This window comes from Streptomyces sp. CA-251247, from assembly GCF_050952975.1.
Lineage (GTDB): Bacteria > Actinomycetota > Actinomycetes > Streptomycetales > Streptomycetaceae > Streptomyces > Streptomyces achmelvichensis.
This window is the reverse complement of sequence record NZ_CP191861.1, coordinates 5,448,002-5,463,735: the sequence shown is the minus strand read 5'-3', so window position 1 is coordinate 5,463,735 and position 15,734 is coordinate 5,448,002. Positions and strand designations below refer to the sequence as shown.

The 15,734-nt window shown below is 69.8% G+C and carries 15 protein-coding genes; 7 read left to right on the top strand and 8 right to left on the bottom strand.

Annotated elements, in window-relative coordinates; translation table 11 throughout:
* Positions 1-58 precede the first annotated feature (58 nt).
* Positions 59-1,483 carry a family 2B encapsulin nanocompartment shell protein gene (locus tag ACQPWZ_RS24355; protein WP_327680421.1) on the bottom strand — a complete coding sequence of 475 codons (1,425 nt, stop codon included), beginning with the start codon at positions 1,481-1,483 and terminating at the stop codon, positions 59-61.
* A 272-nt stretch (positions 1,484-1,755) separates the two neighbouring features.
* On the opposite strand from ACQPWZ_RS24355, the gene ACQPWZ_RS24350 reads away from it, so the two are divergent.
* The gene (locus tag ACQPWZ_RS24350; RefSeq protein WP_340475285.1) at positions 1,756-2,346 is read left to right on the top strand and encodes an N-acetylmuramoyl-L-alanine amidase; all 591 of its coding nucleotides are present in this window, start codon (positions 1,756-1,758) and stop codon (positions 2,344-2,346) included.
* Between the two features lie 10 nt (positions 2,347-2,356).
* Positions 2,357-3,322 (top strand): 1-aminocyclopropane-1-carboxylate deaminase/D-cysteine desulfhydrase, encoded by a 966-nt coding sequence (locus tag ACQPWZ_RS24345; RefSeq protein WP_433572365.1) that lies wholly within the window; start codon positions 2,357-2,359, stop codon positions 3,320-3,322.
* Between the two features lie 53 nt (positions 3,323-3,375).
* Here the strand turns inward: ACQPWZ_RS24345 and ACQPWZ_RS24340 are convergent, their stop codons facing one another.
* The gene (locus ACQPWZ_RS24340; RefSeq protein ID WP_356706655.1) at positions 3,376-4,974 is read right to left on the bottom strand and encodes a Na+/H+ antiporter; all 1,599 of its coding nucleotides are present in this window, start codon (positions 4,972-4,974) and stop codon (positions 3,376-3,378) included.
* A gap of 62 nt (positions 4,975-5,036) precedes the next feature.
* On the opposite strand from ACQPWZ_RS24340, the gene ACQPWZ_RS24335 reads away from it, so the two are divergent.
* The 3 genes from ACQPWZ_RS24335 to ACQPWZ_RS24325 all read left to right on the top strand — a co-directional run bounded on the left by ACQPWZ_RS24335 (position 5,037) and on the right by ACQPWZ_RS24325 (position 6,874).
* Complete coding sequence (locus ACQPWZ_RS24335; protein ID WP_356706653.1) at positions 5,037-5,297, top strand: UBP-type zinc finger domain-containing protein; 261 nt, start codon at positions 5,037-5,039, stop codon at positions 5,295-5,297.
* 240 nt (positions 5,298-5,537) lie between these two features.
* Complete coding sequence (locus ACQPWZ_RS24330) at positions 5,538-5,951, top strand: anti-sigma regulatory factor (protein ID WP_254375657.1); 414 nt, start codon at positions 5,538-5,540, stop codon at positions 5,949-5,951.
* A 17-nt stretch (positions 5,952-5,968) separates the two neighbouring features.
* Complete coding sequence (locus ACQPWZ_RS24325) at positions 5,969-6,874, top strand: RNA polymerase sigma factor SigF (RefSeq protein WP_327680431.1); 906 nt, start codon at positions 5,969-5,971, stop codon at positions 6,872-6,874.
* Between the two features lie 79 nt (positions 6,875-6,953).
* Here the strand turns inward: ACQPWZ_RS24325 and ACQPWZ_RS24320 are convergent, their stop codons facing one another.
* Positions 6,954-7,373: a hypothetical protein gene (locus ACQPWZ_RS24320; RefSeq protein WP_340475281.1), complete on the bottom strand. Its 420-nt coding sequence runs from the start codon at positions 7,371-7,373 to the stop codon at positions 6,954-6,956.
* A gap of 69 nt (positions 7,374-7,442) precedes the next feature.
* On the opposite strand from ACQPWZ_RS24320, the gene ACQPWZ_RS24315 reads away from it, so the two are divergent.
* Together ACQPWZ_RS24315 and ACQPWZ_RS24310 are read left to right on the top strand one after the other, a co-directional pair.
* Complete coding sequence (locus ACQPWZ_RS24315; RefSeq protein ID WP_356706776.1) at positions 7,443-8,411, top strand: diacylglycerol/lipid kinase family protein; 969 nt, start codon at positions 7,443-7,445, stop codon at positions 8,409-8,411.
* A 319-nt stretch (positions 8,412-8,730) separates the two neighbouring features.
* Positions 8,731-8,988 carry a WhiB family transcriptional regulator gene (locus ACQPWZ_RS24310; RefSeq protein WP_003953983.1) on the top strand — a complete coding sequence of 86 codons (258 nt, stop codon included), beginning with the start codon at positions 8,731-8,733 and terminating at the stop codon, positions 8,986-8,988.
* Positions 8,989-9,182: 194 nt separating this feature from the next.
* On the opposite strand, the gene ACQPWZ_RS24305 is transcribed toward ACQPWZ_RS24310, so the two are convergent.
* From ACQPWZ_RS24305 to ACQPWZ_RS24285, 5 genes are all read right to left on the bottom strand, one after another.
* On the bottom strand, positions 9,183-10,655 hold the full coding sequence (locus ACQPWZ_RS24305; protein WP_340477991.1) for a sensor histidine kinase: 1,473 nt from the start codon (positions 10,653-10,655) through the stop codon (positions 9,183-9,185).
* Positions 10,656-11,104: 449 nt separating this feature from the next.
* Complete coding sequence (locus ACQPWZ_RS24300; protein ID WP_356706774.1) at positions 11,105-12,175, bottom strand: SIS domain-containing protein; 1,071 nt, start codon at positions 12,173-12,175, stop codon at positions 11,105-11,107.
* Between the two features lie 85 nt (positions 12,176-12,260).
* Positions 12,261-13,817: a glycoside hydrolase family 3 protein gene (locus ACQPWZ_RS24295; RefSeq protein ID WP_433572364.1), complete on the bottom strand. Its 1,557-nt coding sequence runs from the start codon at positions 13,815-13,817 to the stop codon at positions 12,261-12,263.
* An 8-nt stretch (positions 13,818-13,825) separates the two neighbouring features.
* Positions 13,826-14,689 carry a carbohydrate ABC transporter permease gene (locus ACQPWZ_RS24290; protein ID WP_433572363.1) on the bottom strand — a complete coding sequence of 288 codons (864 nt, stop codon included), beginning with the start codon at positions 14,687-14,689 and terminating at the stop codon, positions 13,826-13,828.
* Positions 14,686-15,678, bottom strand: coding sequence for a carbohydrate ABC transporter permease (locus ACQPWZ_RS24285; RefSeq protein ID WP_433572362.1), 993 nt, complete (start codon positions 15,676-15,678; stop codon positions 14,686-14,688). Before ACQPWZ_RS24285 ends, ACQPWZ_RS24290 begins: the two co-directional genes overlap by 4 nt.
* Between the last annotated feature and the right edge of the window lie 56 nt (positions 15,679-15,734).

Below are 15,734 nucleotides of genomic sequence, written 5' to 3'. Positions count from 1 at the left end.
CTCCGAGGAGGGCGGCCGGGAGCGCGGGTAGCAGGCGCGCTCCCGGCCGCCGGTCGGGTCACCTCCAGCGGCTCACCTCCACGTTCTCCAGGACGCCGAGGGCGTCGGGCACCAGCACTGCTGCCGAGTAGTAGGCCGTGACGAGGTAGGAGATGATCGCCTGCTCGTCGATACCCATGAAACGCACGGACAGACTCGGCTCGATCTCGTCCGGGATGCCGGCCTGCTGCAGGCCGATGACTCCCTGTTCGGCCTCGCCGGTACGCATACAGATGATCGAGGTGGTCCTGGCCTCGGTGACCGGGATCTTGTTGCACGGGAAGATCGGGACACCCCGCCAGGCCGGTAGATGGTGGCCGGCGACCTCGACACTGTCCGGGACGAGCCCGCGCCGGTTGCACTCACGCCCGAAGGCGGCGATGGCGCGTGGGTGGGCGAGGAACATCTTCGAACCGCGCCGCCGCGACAGCAGTTCGTCCATGTCGTCGGGGCTGGGCGCGCCGTCGTGCGGCTGGAGGCGCTGTCCGTAGTCGCAGTTGGCCAGGAGACCGAAGTCCCGGTTGTTGATGAGCTCGTCCTCCTGGCGCTCGCGCAGCGCCTCCACGGTGAGCCGCAACTGCTGCTCGGTCTGGTTCATCGGCTGGTTGTAGAGATCGGCGACCCGGCTGTGCACCTTCAGCACGGTCTGGGCGACGCTCAGTTCGTACTCGCGCGGCGCACCCTCGTAGTCCACGAAGGTGTGCGGGACGAGGGCTTCGCCGACATGTCCCGCGGACAGGTCGATCGCGGCCTCGCCGTACTTGTTGGTCCGCTGGTGCGGCAGCGCGGCGAGCCCTGCCAGATGGGCGCGGAGCGAGTCGGCGCGCTCCGCGAGGTTCAGCACGTCGTCCCGGGTCAGCACCAGGACCGTACAGGCGGTGGCGGCGCGGGCGGTGTAGTCCCAGGTGGCGTCGCGGTCCACCAGGGACTGCTCGCCGAAGTAGGCGCCGTCGGCGAGGACTCCGAGCACCGCCTCGTCGCCGTAGGGCCCGGTGCCGATCTGCTCCACCCGGCCGTGGGCCAGGAGATAGACACGGTCGGCGGCCGACCCCGCCGGGGCCACCACCTCGCCCGCCGCGAACTCCCGCTGCTCGCAGCGGTTCGCCAGCTCGGCCAGCACCGACTCCTCGCCGTACTCCCGGAGGGCGGGCAGCTCGCCCAGCTCCGCCGGGATGACCGACACGCGGTCGCCGGTCTGCACAAACGTCACGCGCCCGTCGCCCACCGAGTAGCTCAGGCGGCGGTTCACCCGGTAGGTGCCACCCTGCACCTGCACCCAGGGCAGCATGCGCAGCAGCCACCGCGAGGTGATCTCCTGCATCTGCGGCACCGACTTGGTGGTGGTCGCAAGGTTCCGCGCGGCGGCCGTACCGAGGCTCTGCTGCTTCGGCGTGTGCTGCTCACGGACCTCGTCGCCGACAGAGCCAACCGAACCAACCGACATAAGACTCCCTCTCGATCATGGTCTGACCTGCGAGAGAAAGCCTTTCAGTACGCAGAGTACTGCCGCCATTACACAAACGGATGGGACTACTTATCCCCCAGTGGGGCACATGGGGCGGAAGCCAGTCGTCCGGTCCGGTGACCGGATCGGCTCGATCATCGCCCGAACAAGTGGTCCGGCCGCGGGAGTTCGGGTAGAAGCCCGGTACGACGCATTCCGCGTCCACCACCACCCCCCACCATCCCCATCCCCCACCCCAGGGAGTTCCACCGATGGCCGCACCCATGTCCGCGAGCAGCTTCCTCGACGCCTTACGCGACGAGGGACTGACAGTCGTCCAGGTCGGCGAATGGCGCACGCACAACCGCAACCACAAGGGCCCGTGGGGCCCGGTGCACGGCGTGATGATCCACCACACGGTCACCAAGGGCACCGCGAACACCGTCCGTATCTGCCGCGACGGCTACGCATCCCTGCCCGGCCCGCTCTGCCACGGCGTCATCGCCAAGGACGGCAAGGTCCATCTCGTCGGCTACGGCCGCGCCAACCACGCGGGCCTGGGCGACGACGACGTCCTGCGCGCCGTGATAGCGGAGAAGGCACTCCCCGCCGACAACGAGGCGAACACCGACGGGAACCGCCACTTCTACGGCTTCGAGTGCGAGAACCTGGGCGACGGCAAGGACCCCTGGCCGGCCGTCCAGCTGGAGGCGATCGAGAAGGCGGCGGCCGCCGTCTGCCGCCACCACGGCTGGAACTCACGGTCCGTGATCGGTCACCTCGAATGGCAGCCGGGCAAGATCGACCCGCGCGGCTTCACCATGAAGGCCATGCGCGAACGCATCGCCGAGCGCCTGAAGTGACAATGGCCGTGTGCCACCGGAAGCGCTCGACCTCACCGCCGCCCTGCGGCCCCGGCTGCCGTCGCCGCTGCAGCCGGTCGAGGACGAGCGCTTCTCCCGGCACGGCATACGCCTGCTGCTCAAGCGCGACGATCTGATCCACCCCGACCTGCCGGGCAACAAGTGGCGCAAACTGGCACCGAATCTGCGGGCGGCGGCCGGGCGGCCGCTGCTGACCTTCGGCGGCGCCTACTCCAACCATCTGCGGGCGACGGCCGCCGCCGGCCGGCTGCTGGGCTTCCCCACGGTCGGCGTGGTCCGCGGCGACGAACTGGCGTCCCGGCCGCTCAACCCGTCCCTCGCGCAGTGCGCGGCGGACGGCATGCGCCTGGTGTTCGTGGACCGCACGACGTATCGCTCGAAGAACGATCCCCACGTCCTGGCCCGGATCCTGGGAGCGGCGGCAAAGGGACAAGCGGGCGGCCCGGCGCACAGCCCGCGCCTCGCGGACCACTACCTCGTCCCCGAAGGCGGCAGCAACGCTCTCGCCGCACGCGGCTGCACCGCTCTCGGGCACGAACTGCGGCAGCTCGCGGACGTGGTCGCCGTCGCCTGCGGCACCGGAGGAACGCTCGCCGGCCTCGCCGCGGGCCTCGCGCCGCAGCAGCGCGCCATCGGCTTCCCCGTCCTGCGGGGCGGCTTCCTCGCCGGGGAGACGGCACGTATCCAGCAGGAGGCCTTCGGCGGCCGCACCGGCGACTGGACGCTCGACGAGCGCTTCCACTGCGGCGGATACGCGCGCTCCACTCCCGGGCTGGATGCGTTCGCCGAGGAGTTCGAAGCGCGCCACGGACTGCCCGTCGAGCGTCTGTATGTGGCCAAAATGCTCTACGGTCTGGCCACCCTGGCCGCCGAGGGTGCGTTCCCGCCGGGCACGACCATCGCCGCCGTGGTGACGGGCCGGCCGGACGCCCCCGAGCCCTCAAAAGCGCCCTGACCCGGCCCGCCCGAGTCCTCGGAAGCCCTGGAACAGGCCCGGCCCCGACAGCCCTACTCCGCCTCTTCGCGGAACGCCGCCGCTTCCTCCAGGTCCAGCCGCCGCAGCAGCGTCCGCATCATCTCGTCGTCGATCCGCCGCTCGTCCCGCAGCTGCACGAAGACCTCGCGCTCCGCTCCGATCATCTGCCGGGCGAGCCTGCGGTAGGTGTCGTCCGCCGACTCCCCGGTCGCTTCGTTCACCCCGCCGAGCCGCTCCCAGACGGAGTTCCGCCGGCGCTCCAGGACCATGCGCAGTCGTTCCTCCAGCGGCTGGGGCAGTGCGTTGGCGCTGTCGTCGAGCAGTTCGTCGAGCCGCCGGTCCGCCGCCTGGGAGGCCTCGTTCTGGGCCTGGGCCTCGGCGAGCGTCTCGGCATAGGTGTCGCGCTGCGGCAGCTTCAGCTTGCGGATCAGGACCGGCAGGGTCAGCCCCTGCACCACGAGCGTGCCGATGACCGTCGTGAAGGTCAGGAACAGCACGAGGTTCCGCGCCGGGAAGGCCTCGCCGTCGGCCGTCGTCAGCGGGATCGAGAAGGCGATCGCCATGGAGACGACCCCGCGCATCCCGGCCCAGCCGACGATCACGGGCGACTTCCAGTCGGTGTCCGGTTCTCGTTCCCGGACCCGTGAGGAGAACAGCCGCGGCAGGTACGTCCCCGGGAAGACCCAGACGTACCGCACCACCACCACGCAGACGAAGACCGCGAAGGCGTACCAGAGGGACTCGCCCACCCCGTAGGCGCCGAGGCCGTCGAGGACGTACGGCAGTTGCAGTCCGATCAGCGCGAAGACGGCCGACTCCAGGATGAACGCGATCATCCGCCACACGGCGTCCTCCTGGAGCCGCGTCTCGAAGTCGACCTGCCACGAGCGGTGCCCGAGGTACAGCGCCACGACGACCACGGCGAGGACCCCGGACGCGCCGACGTGCTCGGCCGCCGCATAGGCGACGAAGGGGATGAGCAACGACAGCGTGTTCTGCAGCAGCGCTTCCTTCAGATGCGTGCGCAGCCAGTGGAGCGGCACCATCAGCAGCAGGCCGACGGCGATGCCGCCGAGCGAGGCCAGGGCGAATTCACCGATGCCGCCCGCCCAGCTCGCTCCTTCGCCCACGGCGGCGGCCAGCGCCACCTTGAAGGCCGTGATCGCGGTGGCGTCGTTCACCAGGGACTCGCCCTGGAGGATCGTGGTGATGCGGTTCGGCAGCCCGAGCCGGCGGGCGATCGCGGTGGCGGCCACCGCGTCCGGCGGCGCGATCACGGCACCGAGGACCAGCGCCGCGGTCAGGGGCAGGTCGGGCACCAGCAGAAAGGCGAGGTAGCCCACCACAAGGGTCGCGAAGAGCACATAGCCGACCGAGAGCAGCGCGACGGGCCGGAGGTTGGCCTTCAGGTCGAGGTAGGAACTGTCGACCGCCGCCTTGTGCAGCAACGGCGGCAGCACCAGCGGCAGCACGATGTGCGGATCGAGCGTGTAGTCCGGGACGCCGGGCAGGTACGCGCAGATCAGCCCCGCGGCCACCAGCAGCAGGGGCACGGGCACGGGCGACCTGCGGGCCAGCCCGGCGATCGCGGCGCTGCCCGCGATCAGAGCCACCAGTGGCAATACGTCCATCTCTCGCCGTCCCTCGGTCCGTCCACGCCTCGTCCGGCGCCCACCGCCGTAATCTGGCAATCATGAGCGAGTGTGCGCATGCAGCAGAACTGCCCGTCCCCGCACCGGCCGCGCTGACCGGCACCTGCGCGGAGTGCGATGCGGGCGGCACCCATCCCGTGCACCTGCGACTCTGCCTGACCTGTGGGCATGTGGGGTGCTGCGACTCCTCGCCGATGCGCCACGCGTCGGCGCATTTCGCGGAGACGGGCCATCCGGTGATGCGCAGTTTCGAGCCGGGAGAGAACTGGCGGTGGTGTTTCGTGGACGGTTCGATCGTCTGAAGCCTGGGTACGTCAACCCTCCGCCGGTTCCTCACAATTGGGCCCGCAGACCTCTAGCCACTGTGTGTGGTCATATGCTTACCATGAGTGACTGCCCCCGAGTGGGGGCCCGGCGACAGGGCACCATGGATCGCGATAGCGTCGCCGGGCCAGTACCGGCTGCGTTCTGATTGCGTAGCCACGGCTTCGGGATCTTTCTCCCGCGGCCCCGAAAGAGCTTGTGCCACCTTGGAGGTGAGGGTGTCCCAGATCGCAGGCGAGCCCGGGACTCAGGACTTCGTGGAAGTCCGGCTGCCCGCTGCGGGTGCCTATCTGTCCGTGCTGCGTACGGCGACGGCCGGTCTCGCAGCGCGCTTGGACTTCACCCTCGACGAGATCGAGGATCTGCGGATCGCGGTCGACGAGGCGTGCGCGATCCTGCTGCAGCAGGCGGTTCCCGGCTCCGTCCTCAGCTGTGTGTTCCGACTGGTCGACGACTCGCTGGAGGTCACGGTCTCGGCGCCGACGACCGACGGCCGGGCGCCGGAGCGCGACACCTTCGCCTGGACGGTGCTCTCCGCGCTGGCCGGCAAGGTCGACTCCACGGTCGCCGACGACCGTACGGTCTCCATCAGCCTGTACAAACAGCGCGGCGCGGGACCCGGGCCGGCGTGAGGAACGGGGACGGTCCGGTGCGGAACGAGCCACCCGCGGTGCACGGCATCCCGGAGCAGCAGGCGCGGCCGCACCCGGTGGACGGCCTTTTGGACGCGGCGGAGCAGGCGCAGGCAGAGCGGGCGGCCCATATGAGCGAGCACGTGCACGAGCAGCAGCACCACGATCCACATGACCGCAGCGGGGCGCGGGCGATGTTCATCGAGCTTCGCAAGCTGCCCGACGGCTCCTCGGAGCGGGCAGCCCTGCGCAACCAGCTGGTGCGCATGCATCTGCCGCTGGTCGAGCACCTGGCGCGGCGCTTCCGCAACCGTGGTGAGCCGCTGGACGACCTCACCCAGGTCGCGACGATCGGTCTGATCAAGTCGGTGGACCGGTTCGACCCGGAGCGTGGTGTCGAGTTCTCGACGTACGCGACGCCGACGGTCGTCGGTGAGATCAAGCGCCACTTCCGGGACAAGGGCTGGGCGGTCCGCGTCCCGCGCCGGCTGCAGGAGCTGAGGCTCGCTCTGACCACGGCGACCGCCGAACTCTCCCAGCAGCACGGCCGCTCCCCGACGGTCCACGAGCTCGCCGAGCGTCTGGGCATCTCGGAGGAGGAGGTCCTGGAGGGCCTGGAGTCGGCGAACGCGTACTCCACGCTGTCCCTGGACGTCCCCGACACCGACGACGAGTCGCCGGCGGTCGCGGACACCCTCGGCGCCGAGGACGAGGCACTGGAGGGTGTCGAGTACCGCGAGTCGCTGAAGCCGCTGCTGGAGGATCTCCCGCCGCGGGAGAAGCGCATCCTGCTGCTGCGGTTCTTCGGCAACATGACCCAGTCGCAGATCGCGCAGGAGGTCGGCATCTCTCAGATGCACGTCTCCCGGCTGCTGGCCCGCACCCTCGCGCAGCTGCGCGAGCGGCTGCTCGTCGAGGAGTAGCAGAGCCGCACCTCGTCATGCGGAAGGGCCCGGCACGCACTGCGTGCCGGGCCCTTCCGCATGACGAGGTGCGCGCGGCCTACGAGGCGTCGTGGGCGCCCGGGCCGCGGATGCCGAGGGCTTCCGTCGTCGCCGGGTTCACCAGCAGCACCAGGCCGGCCACCGCGACGATCGCGGTCACGATGCCGAGCGGGATCAGCGCGCCGGAGGAACGCAGCAGCGTCCAGGCCGGGATCAGCGCCATGAGGTGGGTGATCAGCGCGGGGCCCCTGCTCCAGCTGCGCTGCCGCAGCAGTCCGCGGGCGGCGATCAGCGGGATCGCGCCGAGTGCGATGAGTGTCACTCCGCCCGTCTCCGCCTGCGTGGGGCTGTCCGGCCGGCCGAGGAGGCCCATGACGAGCAGATAGACGCCGCCCGCGACAAGTGCCAGCCCTTCGAGGCCGGACACCGCGGCAGCCGCGGTCAGGCGGACGGGGCGGGGGGTCTGGTCGGTGCTCACCTCAGCAGGGTAGCCCGCCCCCGGGTCCCGGACTGGGCCAGGTACCGCACGGTAGGTACTCTGCATCGCATGCGCGCACTCCTCGTGGTCAATCCGGCAGCAACCACCACCAGTGCCCGCACTCGTGACGTTTTGATCCACGCGCTCGCCAGCGAGATGAAGATAGAGGCGGTCACGACCGAGTACCGCGGCCATGCCCGCGACCTTGGGCGCCGGGCGGCCGATTCGGACGACATCGACATGGTCGTCGCTCTCGGTGGCGACGGCACGGTGAACGAGGTCGTCAACGGTCTGCTGCACCGCGGCCCCGACCCGGACCGTCTCCCCCGTCTCGCCGTCGTCCCCGGCGGATCCACCAATGTCTTCGCCCGCGCGCTCGGCCTGCCGAACGACGCCGTGGAGGCCACCGGCGCGATTCTGGATGCGCTGAGTGACCAGAGCGAGCGCACCGTAGGACTGGGGCTCGCCTCCGGCACGCCGGGGACCGAGGACGAGGCGACACCCGAGCGGTGGTTCACCTTCTGCGCCGGGCTCGGTTTCGACGCCGGAGTGGTCGGCCGGGTCGAACAGCAGAGGGAGCGCGGCAAGCGGTCGACGCACGCCCTCTATCTGCGCCAGGTGGCACGCCAGTTCCTCGACGACCCCCATCGCCGGCACGGGCTGATCACCCTGGAGCGCCCCGGCGCGGACCCCGTCAGCGACCTTGTGCTCTCCATAATCTGCAACACCTCCCCCTGGACCTACCTGGGCAATCGTCCGGTGTACGCGTCCCCGGAGGCCTCCTTCGACACCGCTCTGGACGTCCTCGCGCTGTCCAAGATGTCCACCCCCGCCATGGCCCGTTATGCGACCCAGCTGCTGACCTCGAGCCCCGAGCGCGGGCCGCACGGTAAGCACGCGGTCACACTGCACGACCTGACGGACTTCACCTTGAAATCCAAGGTTCCACTGCCCTTCCAGATGGACGGCGACCACCTGGGACTGCGTACCAGCGTGACGTTCACAGGCGTACGCCGTGCACTGCGTGTGATTGTGTGAGTGGAAGGCCCGAACCGCCTTTATCTCGAACGTATGGGCTGGGCTCCACCCCATAGAAGTACGGCTGTGACCTAGTCGACACCGAGGAATCAAAAAAAACTTTCCGGAAGGGGTTGTATCCGCAGCCGAGGTTTGCGAATCTCTACATGGCGATCGGGACGGCCCGCAGGATCGGCCCCCACAGACCGCCAGAACCCCTCCCAAAACCTCAGGACCACGCCGGTTCGTCCGGCGGTCGGCCCTTCCGTTGCGGGGGGATTCGTGAAAGCGTTCACATTCACAAGCAACGTGCATGTAATACCAAGGAGAGGTAGCAGCCATGGACTGGCGTCACAACGCCGTTTGCCGCGAGGAAGACCCCGAGCTCTTCTTCCCCATCGGCAACACCGGTCCTGCGCTGCTGCAGATCGAGGAAGCCAAGGCCGTCTGCCGTCGCTGCCCCGTCATGGAGCAGTGCCTGCAGTGGGCGCTCGAGTCCGGCCAGGACTCCGGCGTCTGGGGTGGCCTCAGCGAGGACGAGCGCCGCGCAATGAAGCGCCGCGCCGCTCGCAACCGGGCGCGTAACGCCAGCGCCTGATCGCCACCGCTACGAGCCTGAGCCCGGCGGCACGTACAGAGCGTACGCATACCCCGCCCCCGAGCCGCAGCGCGCAGCAGTAGACCCAACAGCATTCGAGCCCCGGACCGTATCGATTACGGTCCGGGGCTCGCTGCTGTGACGGGCCGCCCCGGCATGACTCGCGGCCTCGCCCGACTGCCGTGCTCCGGTGGCTACTTGTGTGCCTGCACCGGTATGTCGAGCACGACCCGCGTCCCCCGGCCCGGTGCGGGCACCGGCACCATGTCGAAGGTGCCGCCCAACTCGCCCTCCACCAGCGTCCGGACGATCTGGAGACCGAGATTGCCGGTCCGCTGCGCGTCGAAGCCCTCGGGCAGTCCGCAGCCGTCGTCCTGGACAGTGATGAGCAGCCGGCTGTCGACCCGCTGGTCGCCGCGTACGGCCGACACCTCGACCGAGCCGTGCCCGCCCGCCGGATAGGCGTGCTCCAGGGCGTTCTGCAGGATCTCCGTGAGCACCATGGCCAGCGGGGTGGCCACCTCGGCGTCGAGGATGCCGAAGCGGCCGGTACGGCGGCACTCGACCTTGCCCGGGGAGATCTCGGCGACCATCGCGATGACGCGGTCGGCGATCTCGTCGAACTCCACGCGCTCGTCCAGGTTCTGCGAGAGCGTCTCGTGCACGATGGCGATGGAGCCCACGCGCCGCACCGCCTCGTTCAGCGCTTCGCGGCCGCGGACGGAGTCCATCCGGCGTGCCTGGAGCCGCAACAGGGCCGCGACCGTCTGAAGGTTGTTCTTCACCCGGTGGTGGATCTCCCGGATGGTGGCGTCCTTCGTGATCAACTCGCGCTCGCGGCGTCGCAGTTCCGTGACGTCGCGCAGCAGGACGAGCGACCCGATGCGGATGCCCTTCGGCTTGAGCGGAATGGCGCGCAGCTGGATGACCCCGCCGTTCCCCTCGACCTCGGTCTCCCGGGGGGCGTAACCGCTGGCCAGCTTGACCAGGGCCTCGTCGACGGGGCCCCGGGAGGGGGCGAGTTCGGCGGTCGTCTGGCCGAGGTGGTGCCCGACGAGATCGGACGCGAGGCCGAGACGGTGGTACGCGGAGAGGCCGTTGGGGCTGGCGTACTGGACGACGCCGTCCGCGTCGAGCCGGATGAGACCGTCGCCGACCCGCGGGGAGGCGTCCATGTCGACCTGCTGGCCGGGGAAGGGGAACGATCCTGCGGCGATCATCTGGGCGAGGTCGGACGCCGACTGGAGGTAGGTGAGTTCCAACCGGCTCGGGGTCCGCACGGTCAGCAGATTCGTGTTGCGCGCGATGACGCCGAGAACCCGGCCCTCGCGCCGGACGGGGATGGACTCGACCCGTACCGGCACCTCCTCGCGCCACTCCGGGTCACCCTCGCGCACGATCCTGCCCTCGTCGAGCGCGGCGTCCAGCAGCGGGCGCCGGCCGCGGGGAACGAGATGGCCGACCATGTCGTCCTGGTAGGAGGTGGGGCCGGTGTTCGGCCGCATCTGGGCGACGGACACATAGCGCGTACCGTCGCGGGTGGGCACCCACAGGACGAGGTCGGCGAAGGAGAGATCGGAGAGCAGTTGCCACTCCGAGACCAGCAGATGCAGCCACTCGAGGTCGGATTCACTCAGGGCTGTGTGCTGGCGTACGAGGTCGTTCATGGAGGGCACAGGTGCGAGCGTACCCGCGGTGCGGAGTGCGGGTTTCGAACAGACCTCGGGACCCGGGCCGGAAAACGGCCGGTCATGGTGGAGGATGGGCCAAGAACTATGCTCTGCAGATGGATGGACATCCTAGAATGGTCTAGTCCACAATGAACTGATAAAGCTTCCGCCCTCCCCGCACAGGAGGGTGGAGCGAGGGCACGGCGCTCTCTGCCCTGACTGCGCCGGGACCTCTCACACGGCCGCGTGGGACCGCACACCCACCGGCCGAGAAGCTCCGGGCTGCGGTGCCGGACGGGCTGAGGGTCCCGTCAGGCGCCGCGGCCCGCGGGTGTTTCCGGGGGCTGTTCTCGCGGCTGATGCGCGGTCGTAGAGGCCCTCCAGGGGCCGGCGGCATCGCCACCGGCCCTCCGTCGGACCCTCGGAGCATCCGGGTCACAGACCCCTCAGCGCGTCTCCGTCACCTTCGCCAGCGCCCTCGGTGCGTCCGGGTCCTGGCCCCGCGCGATCGTCACCTCGTACGCCAGCCGCTGGAGCGGCAGGATCTCCAGGATCGGCTGGAGCTCTTCCGGGACGCCCTCCGTGGGGAGTGTGAAGCCCGCGGAGGCCGCCGAGACCTGCGGGGCCGGGCCGATCACCATCAGGTCCGCGCCACGGCCGCGGAGCCGGTCGAGGACCGGCTGGAGCGCTTCGCCGCCCCGGCCGTCGGTCACCACCGCGATCACCGGCGAGATGTTGTCCACCATCGCCAGCGGGCCGTGGAGCAGGTCCGCACCCGAGTAGGACAGCGCGGGGATGTAGCTCGTCTCCATGAGCTTCAGCGCGGCCTCCTTCGCGGTGGGGTAGCCGTAGCCGCGCGAGGTGATGACCATGCGCTCGGCGAACCGGTAGCGGGACGCCAGCTGCCGTACCTCGTCCTCGCGGGCCAGCACCTGGGCCGCGAGGTCGGGCAGCGCCTTCGCGGCCGCCCCGTCGCCGCCCCGCAGGCCCTCCACGAACAGGTAGAGCGCCAGCAGCGAGGCCGTGTACGTCTTCGTCGCCGGGAGCGCCTTCTCGGGGCCGGCGAGGATGTCGATGTGGAACTCCGACACCGCCGCCAGCGGGGAGTCGGGGTTGTTGGTGACGGCGAGTGTGATCGCGCCGGCCTCGCGGGCCGCCTTCGTGGACGCCACCAGGTCCGGCGAACCGCCGGACTGGCTGACCGTCACCACCAGCACATCGGTCAGATTCGGCCGCGCACCGTACGCGGTCGTCGTCGACATGGAGGCCAGTCCGCACGGCAGTCCCAGCTGGATCTCCAGCAGGTACTTCGCGTACAGCGCCGCGTTGTCCGACGTGCCGCGCGCCGTCAGCAGCACGAACCGCGGGCTCTTCGCCGCGATCGCCGACGCCACCTCGCGGATGCGCGGCGCGCCCTGCTCCAGAATGCGCCGCAGCACCGCGGGCTGCTCTGCCATCTCACCGGACATGATCCGGCCCGGACGCTCGCTCCGACCGGCCGAATGCGTGGCGGACATGCTGGGTGCCTCCTGTGGCAATCCTTGCGCCGGGGGCCCGGGGGCACTGCCCCAACGGGCCCCGGCACTGCACGGTCCGCGTCGGTCAGGCCCCGGCCGCCCTGCCGGTGATGACCTCCGCGGCGGCCCGTCCGCAGACGCGGGCGGCGCCATGGGTCGCGATGTGCAGGGCACCCCTCGGCTGCGCGCGGTCGACACCCATCTCGACCACGACCGTGTCCGGCCGGGCCTCGACGAGGGCGTCCAGCGCGTCCGCCATCCAGGGGTGGCGGTGAACGTCGCGTACTACAGCGACGATCCTACGGTCCGCCGCCATACCCAGCACATTTGCCACCAGCACGGTCGTTCCGGACGTGTCGCCGTAGGTGTCGGTGGTGGTGCCCGGCAGCAGCGCGGCCAGTTCGGAGGCGACACCCCACGGTGTCTCGTCGCCGACGGCGATGTTGGCGACCGGGGTGAACGCGGCGACGTAGGGCGCCTCGGTGACGGACCGGTACGGCAGTTCGCCGGCGGTCACCTTCACCGCCCGCCGCGCCGCGATCAGTCCGACGTCGTTGCCGGGCGCGGTCCCGCCCCCCGGCTGCGCCGGGGTGGGAGCCGCGCCCGGCTCCCCTCCTGCCCCCCTGGCCCGTCGTGTCCAGTCGGCGAGGGCGCGCACACGCGCGGCCGCGTCGGCCAGCCGCTCCTCGGGCAGTTCGCCCTCCCGTACCGCCCTGACCAGCGCGTCGCGCAGGCGCAGTACGGTCCCCTCGTCGGCGAGGCCGCCACCGACACAGATCGCGTCGGCACCGGCGGCGATCGCCAGCACGGAGCCGCGCTCGATGCCGTACGTCGAGGCGATGGCGTTCATCTCCATGCCATCGGTGACGATCAGCCCCTGGAAGCCCAGCTCTTCGCGCAGCAGACCGGTGAGGATCTGCGGGCTCAGCGTTGCCGGGCGGTTCGGGTCGAGCGCGGGTAGCAGGATATGCGCGCTCATCACTGCTTTGGAACCCGCCGCGATGGCCGCTCGGAAAGGCAGCAGGTCACGGGCGTGCAGCGTGTCGAGATCCACATCGATACGGGGCAGCGCGTGGTGCGAGTCCACATTGGTGTCGCCGTGTCCGGGGAAGTGCTTGACACAGGCGGCGACGCCGGCGGCCTGGAGGCCCTCGACGTACGCGACGGTGTGCCGGGCGGCCAGCGCGGCGTCCGCGCCGAAGGACCGCACACCGATCACCGGATTGTCGGGGTTGGCGTTGACGTCGGCGGACGGCGCCCAGTTGAGGTCGACCCCGCACTCGGCGAGCCGGCGGCCGAGCTCCCGGGCGACGTCGTGGGTGAGGCCGGTGTCGTCCACCGAGCCGAGTGCGTAGTTGCCGGGGAACGACGACCCGGTGCGCACCTCGAGCCGGGTGACGTCCCCGCCCTCCTCGTCGATCGCGACGAGGACGTCGTCCCGCTCGGCCCGCAACTGCGCGGTGAGTGCGGTCAGTTGCTCCGGGGTGACGATGTTGCGGCCGAACAGCCCGACGGCCGAGAGCCCTTCACCGATCTGCCGGAGCAGCCATGCGGGGGCGGTGGTGCCGAGGAATCCGGGCTGGAGGACGGCGAGTGCGTCACGGGTGAGGGTGTCCGAGGATCCACGTACGAGTGTGGTCATTGCGGGCGTTATCCCTTCACTGCACCTGAGGTGAGGCCTGCCGCCATCTTCTTCTGGACCATCATGAAGAAGGCGACGACCGGAATGGCGATGAGCGTCGAGGCAGCCATCAGGGCGCCGTAGTCCACGCCTCGCGAGGTGGTGAAGTTCATCAGCCACACGTTGAGGGTGTACTTGTCGTTGTCCTGGAGCACGACGTACGCCAGCAGGTACTCGTTCCACGCGTTGATGAGCGAGTAGATGGAGGCGGCTGCCAGTCCCGGCGCGACGAGCGGGAAGACGACCCGCCAGAAGGCACCCATCCTGGTGCACCCGTCCACCATCGCGGACTCCTCCAGCTCCTTCGGGATGTTGATCACGAAGCCGCGGATCATCCAGGTGGCGAAGGGCAGGGTGGAGACCAGGTAGATGACGATGACGCCCCAGTACTCGTTGAGCGCACCCAGGTCGTTGAGCTGGATGTAGATGGGGATCAGCATCGCCGTCGGCGGCAGCAGCTGGACCGCGAGCAGCACGATCATGAAGGTCTTGCGGCCGGCGAACTTGAAGCGGGCGATGGCGAACGCGGCGATCGTGGAGATGATCATCGCGCCGACGACGGCGGTCAGGCAGATGATGAGGCTCGACTGGATGGCCGTGCCGAAGTTGGGCGCGTCGATGGCCCGCTTGAAGTTGTCGAAGGTGACCGACGAGGGCCAGAGCGTCTGGTCGTAGCTGCGGATCTCGTGATTGGGCCGCAGGGCGCTGATGACGAGCCAGTACACCGGGAACGCCATGGCGACGAAGGCGACCAGGCCCACGATGTTGTAGGCGAGCCGGTGCTTCTTTCGGCCCGGGCGGTGCGACGCCCTGGTGGAGGTGGTGGCGCTCATTCGACCTCTCCGATCTTGAGCAGCTGGCGCAAGTAGTACACGGCGACGCCGGACAGCAGCAGAACCGTGATCAGCGAGATGGCAGCGCCCTGGCTGAACGAGTTGGACTCGAAGGCCTTGTCGAAGGAGTAGATGCCCAGAACGGCGTACTCGGGCTCCGGCTTGTTGCCACGCATCAGGAAGATCTGGCCGAAGACGTTGAAGTCCCAGATCACCGAGAGGGTCGCCACCATCTGGAAGACCGGCTTGATGACGGGCCAGGTGACGAAGCGGAACACACCGAAGGCGCCCGCACCGTCGAGCGCGGCCGCCTCCTCCAGCTCGCGGGGCACCTGGGTGAGGGCGGCGTAGAGGGTGATCGCCACGAAGGGGATGGCCCCCCAGACGACGACGGCTCCGATGATGACGAAGCCCTGCTTGGGGTCGAGGAACCAGTTGTGACCCTGGAAGTCGAGGCCGAGGTACTTCGTCAGGATCATGTTCACCACTCCGTAGTCGGAGTCGGCGAACCACCGGAAGATCGAGGTGGCGACCAGCAGGGGCATCGACCAGGCGGCCACGAGCCCCGCGGTGAGCAGCATCCGTACCCACGGGGACATCCGCTGCATCGTCTGGGCCAGCAGCAGGCCGACGCCCATGGTGGCGATGACGCAGGCGGCCATGAAGACGACGGTCCGCAGGACCACGTCCCAGAACTCGCCGTCGCCGAGGATCTCGGTGAACTTGTCGAACCCGACCCACGGGGGCGGTTCCCCGGTCCACAGCTCACGGCGGCCGACGTCCTGGAAGGACATGATGACCGTCTTGACCAGGGGCCAGGCGAAGACCGCGGCGATCGCCACGAACGCCGGGGCTATCAGCAGATACGGCAGCAGCGCGCCGGTCTTGCGCGGCGGCCGTCCGCCCTTCCGTGGCGGGGAGCCTATTTCTTCGGGGTGCCGCTGGACGGGCACCGCCGGATCGGCTGCTTTCGTGTCGGCGGCACTCACTGTGCTCCGCCCTTCCGCTCGGACCGGATACCGGAGGGCGGGAGCGGTGGGCCGTC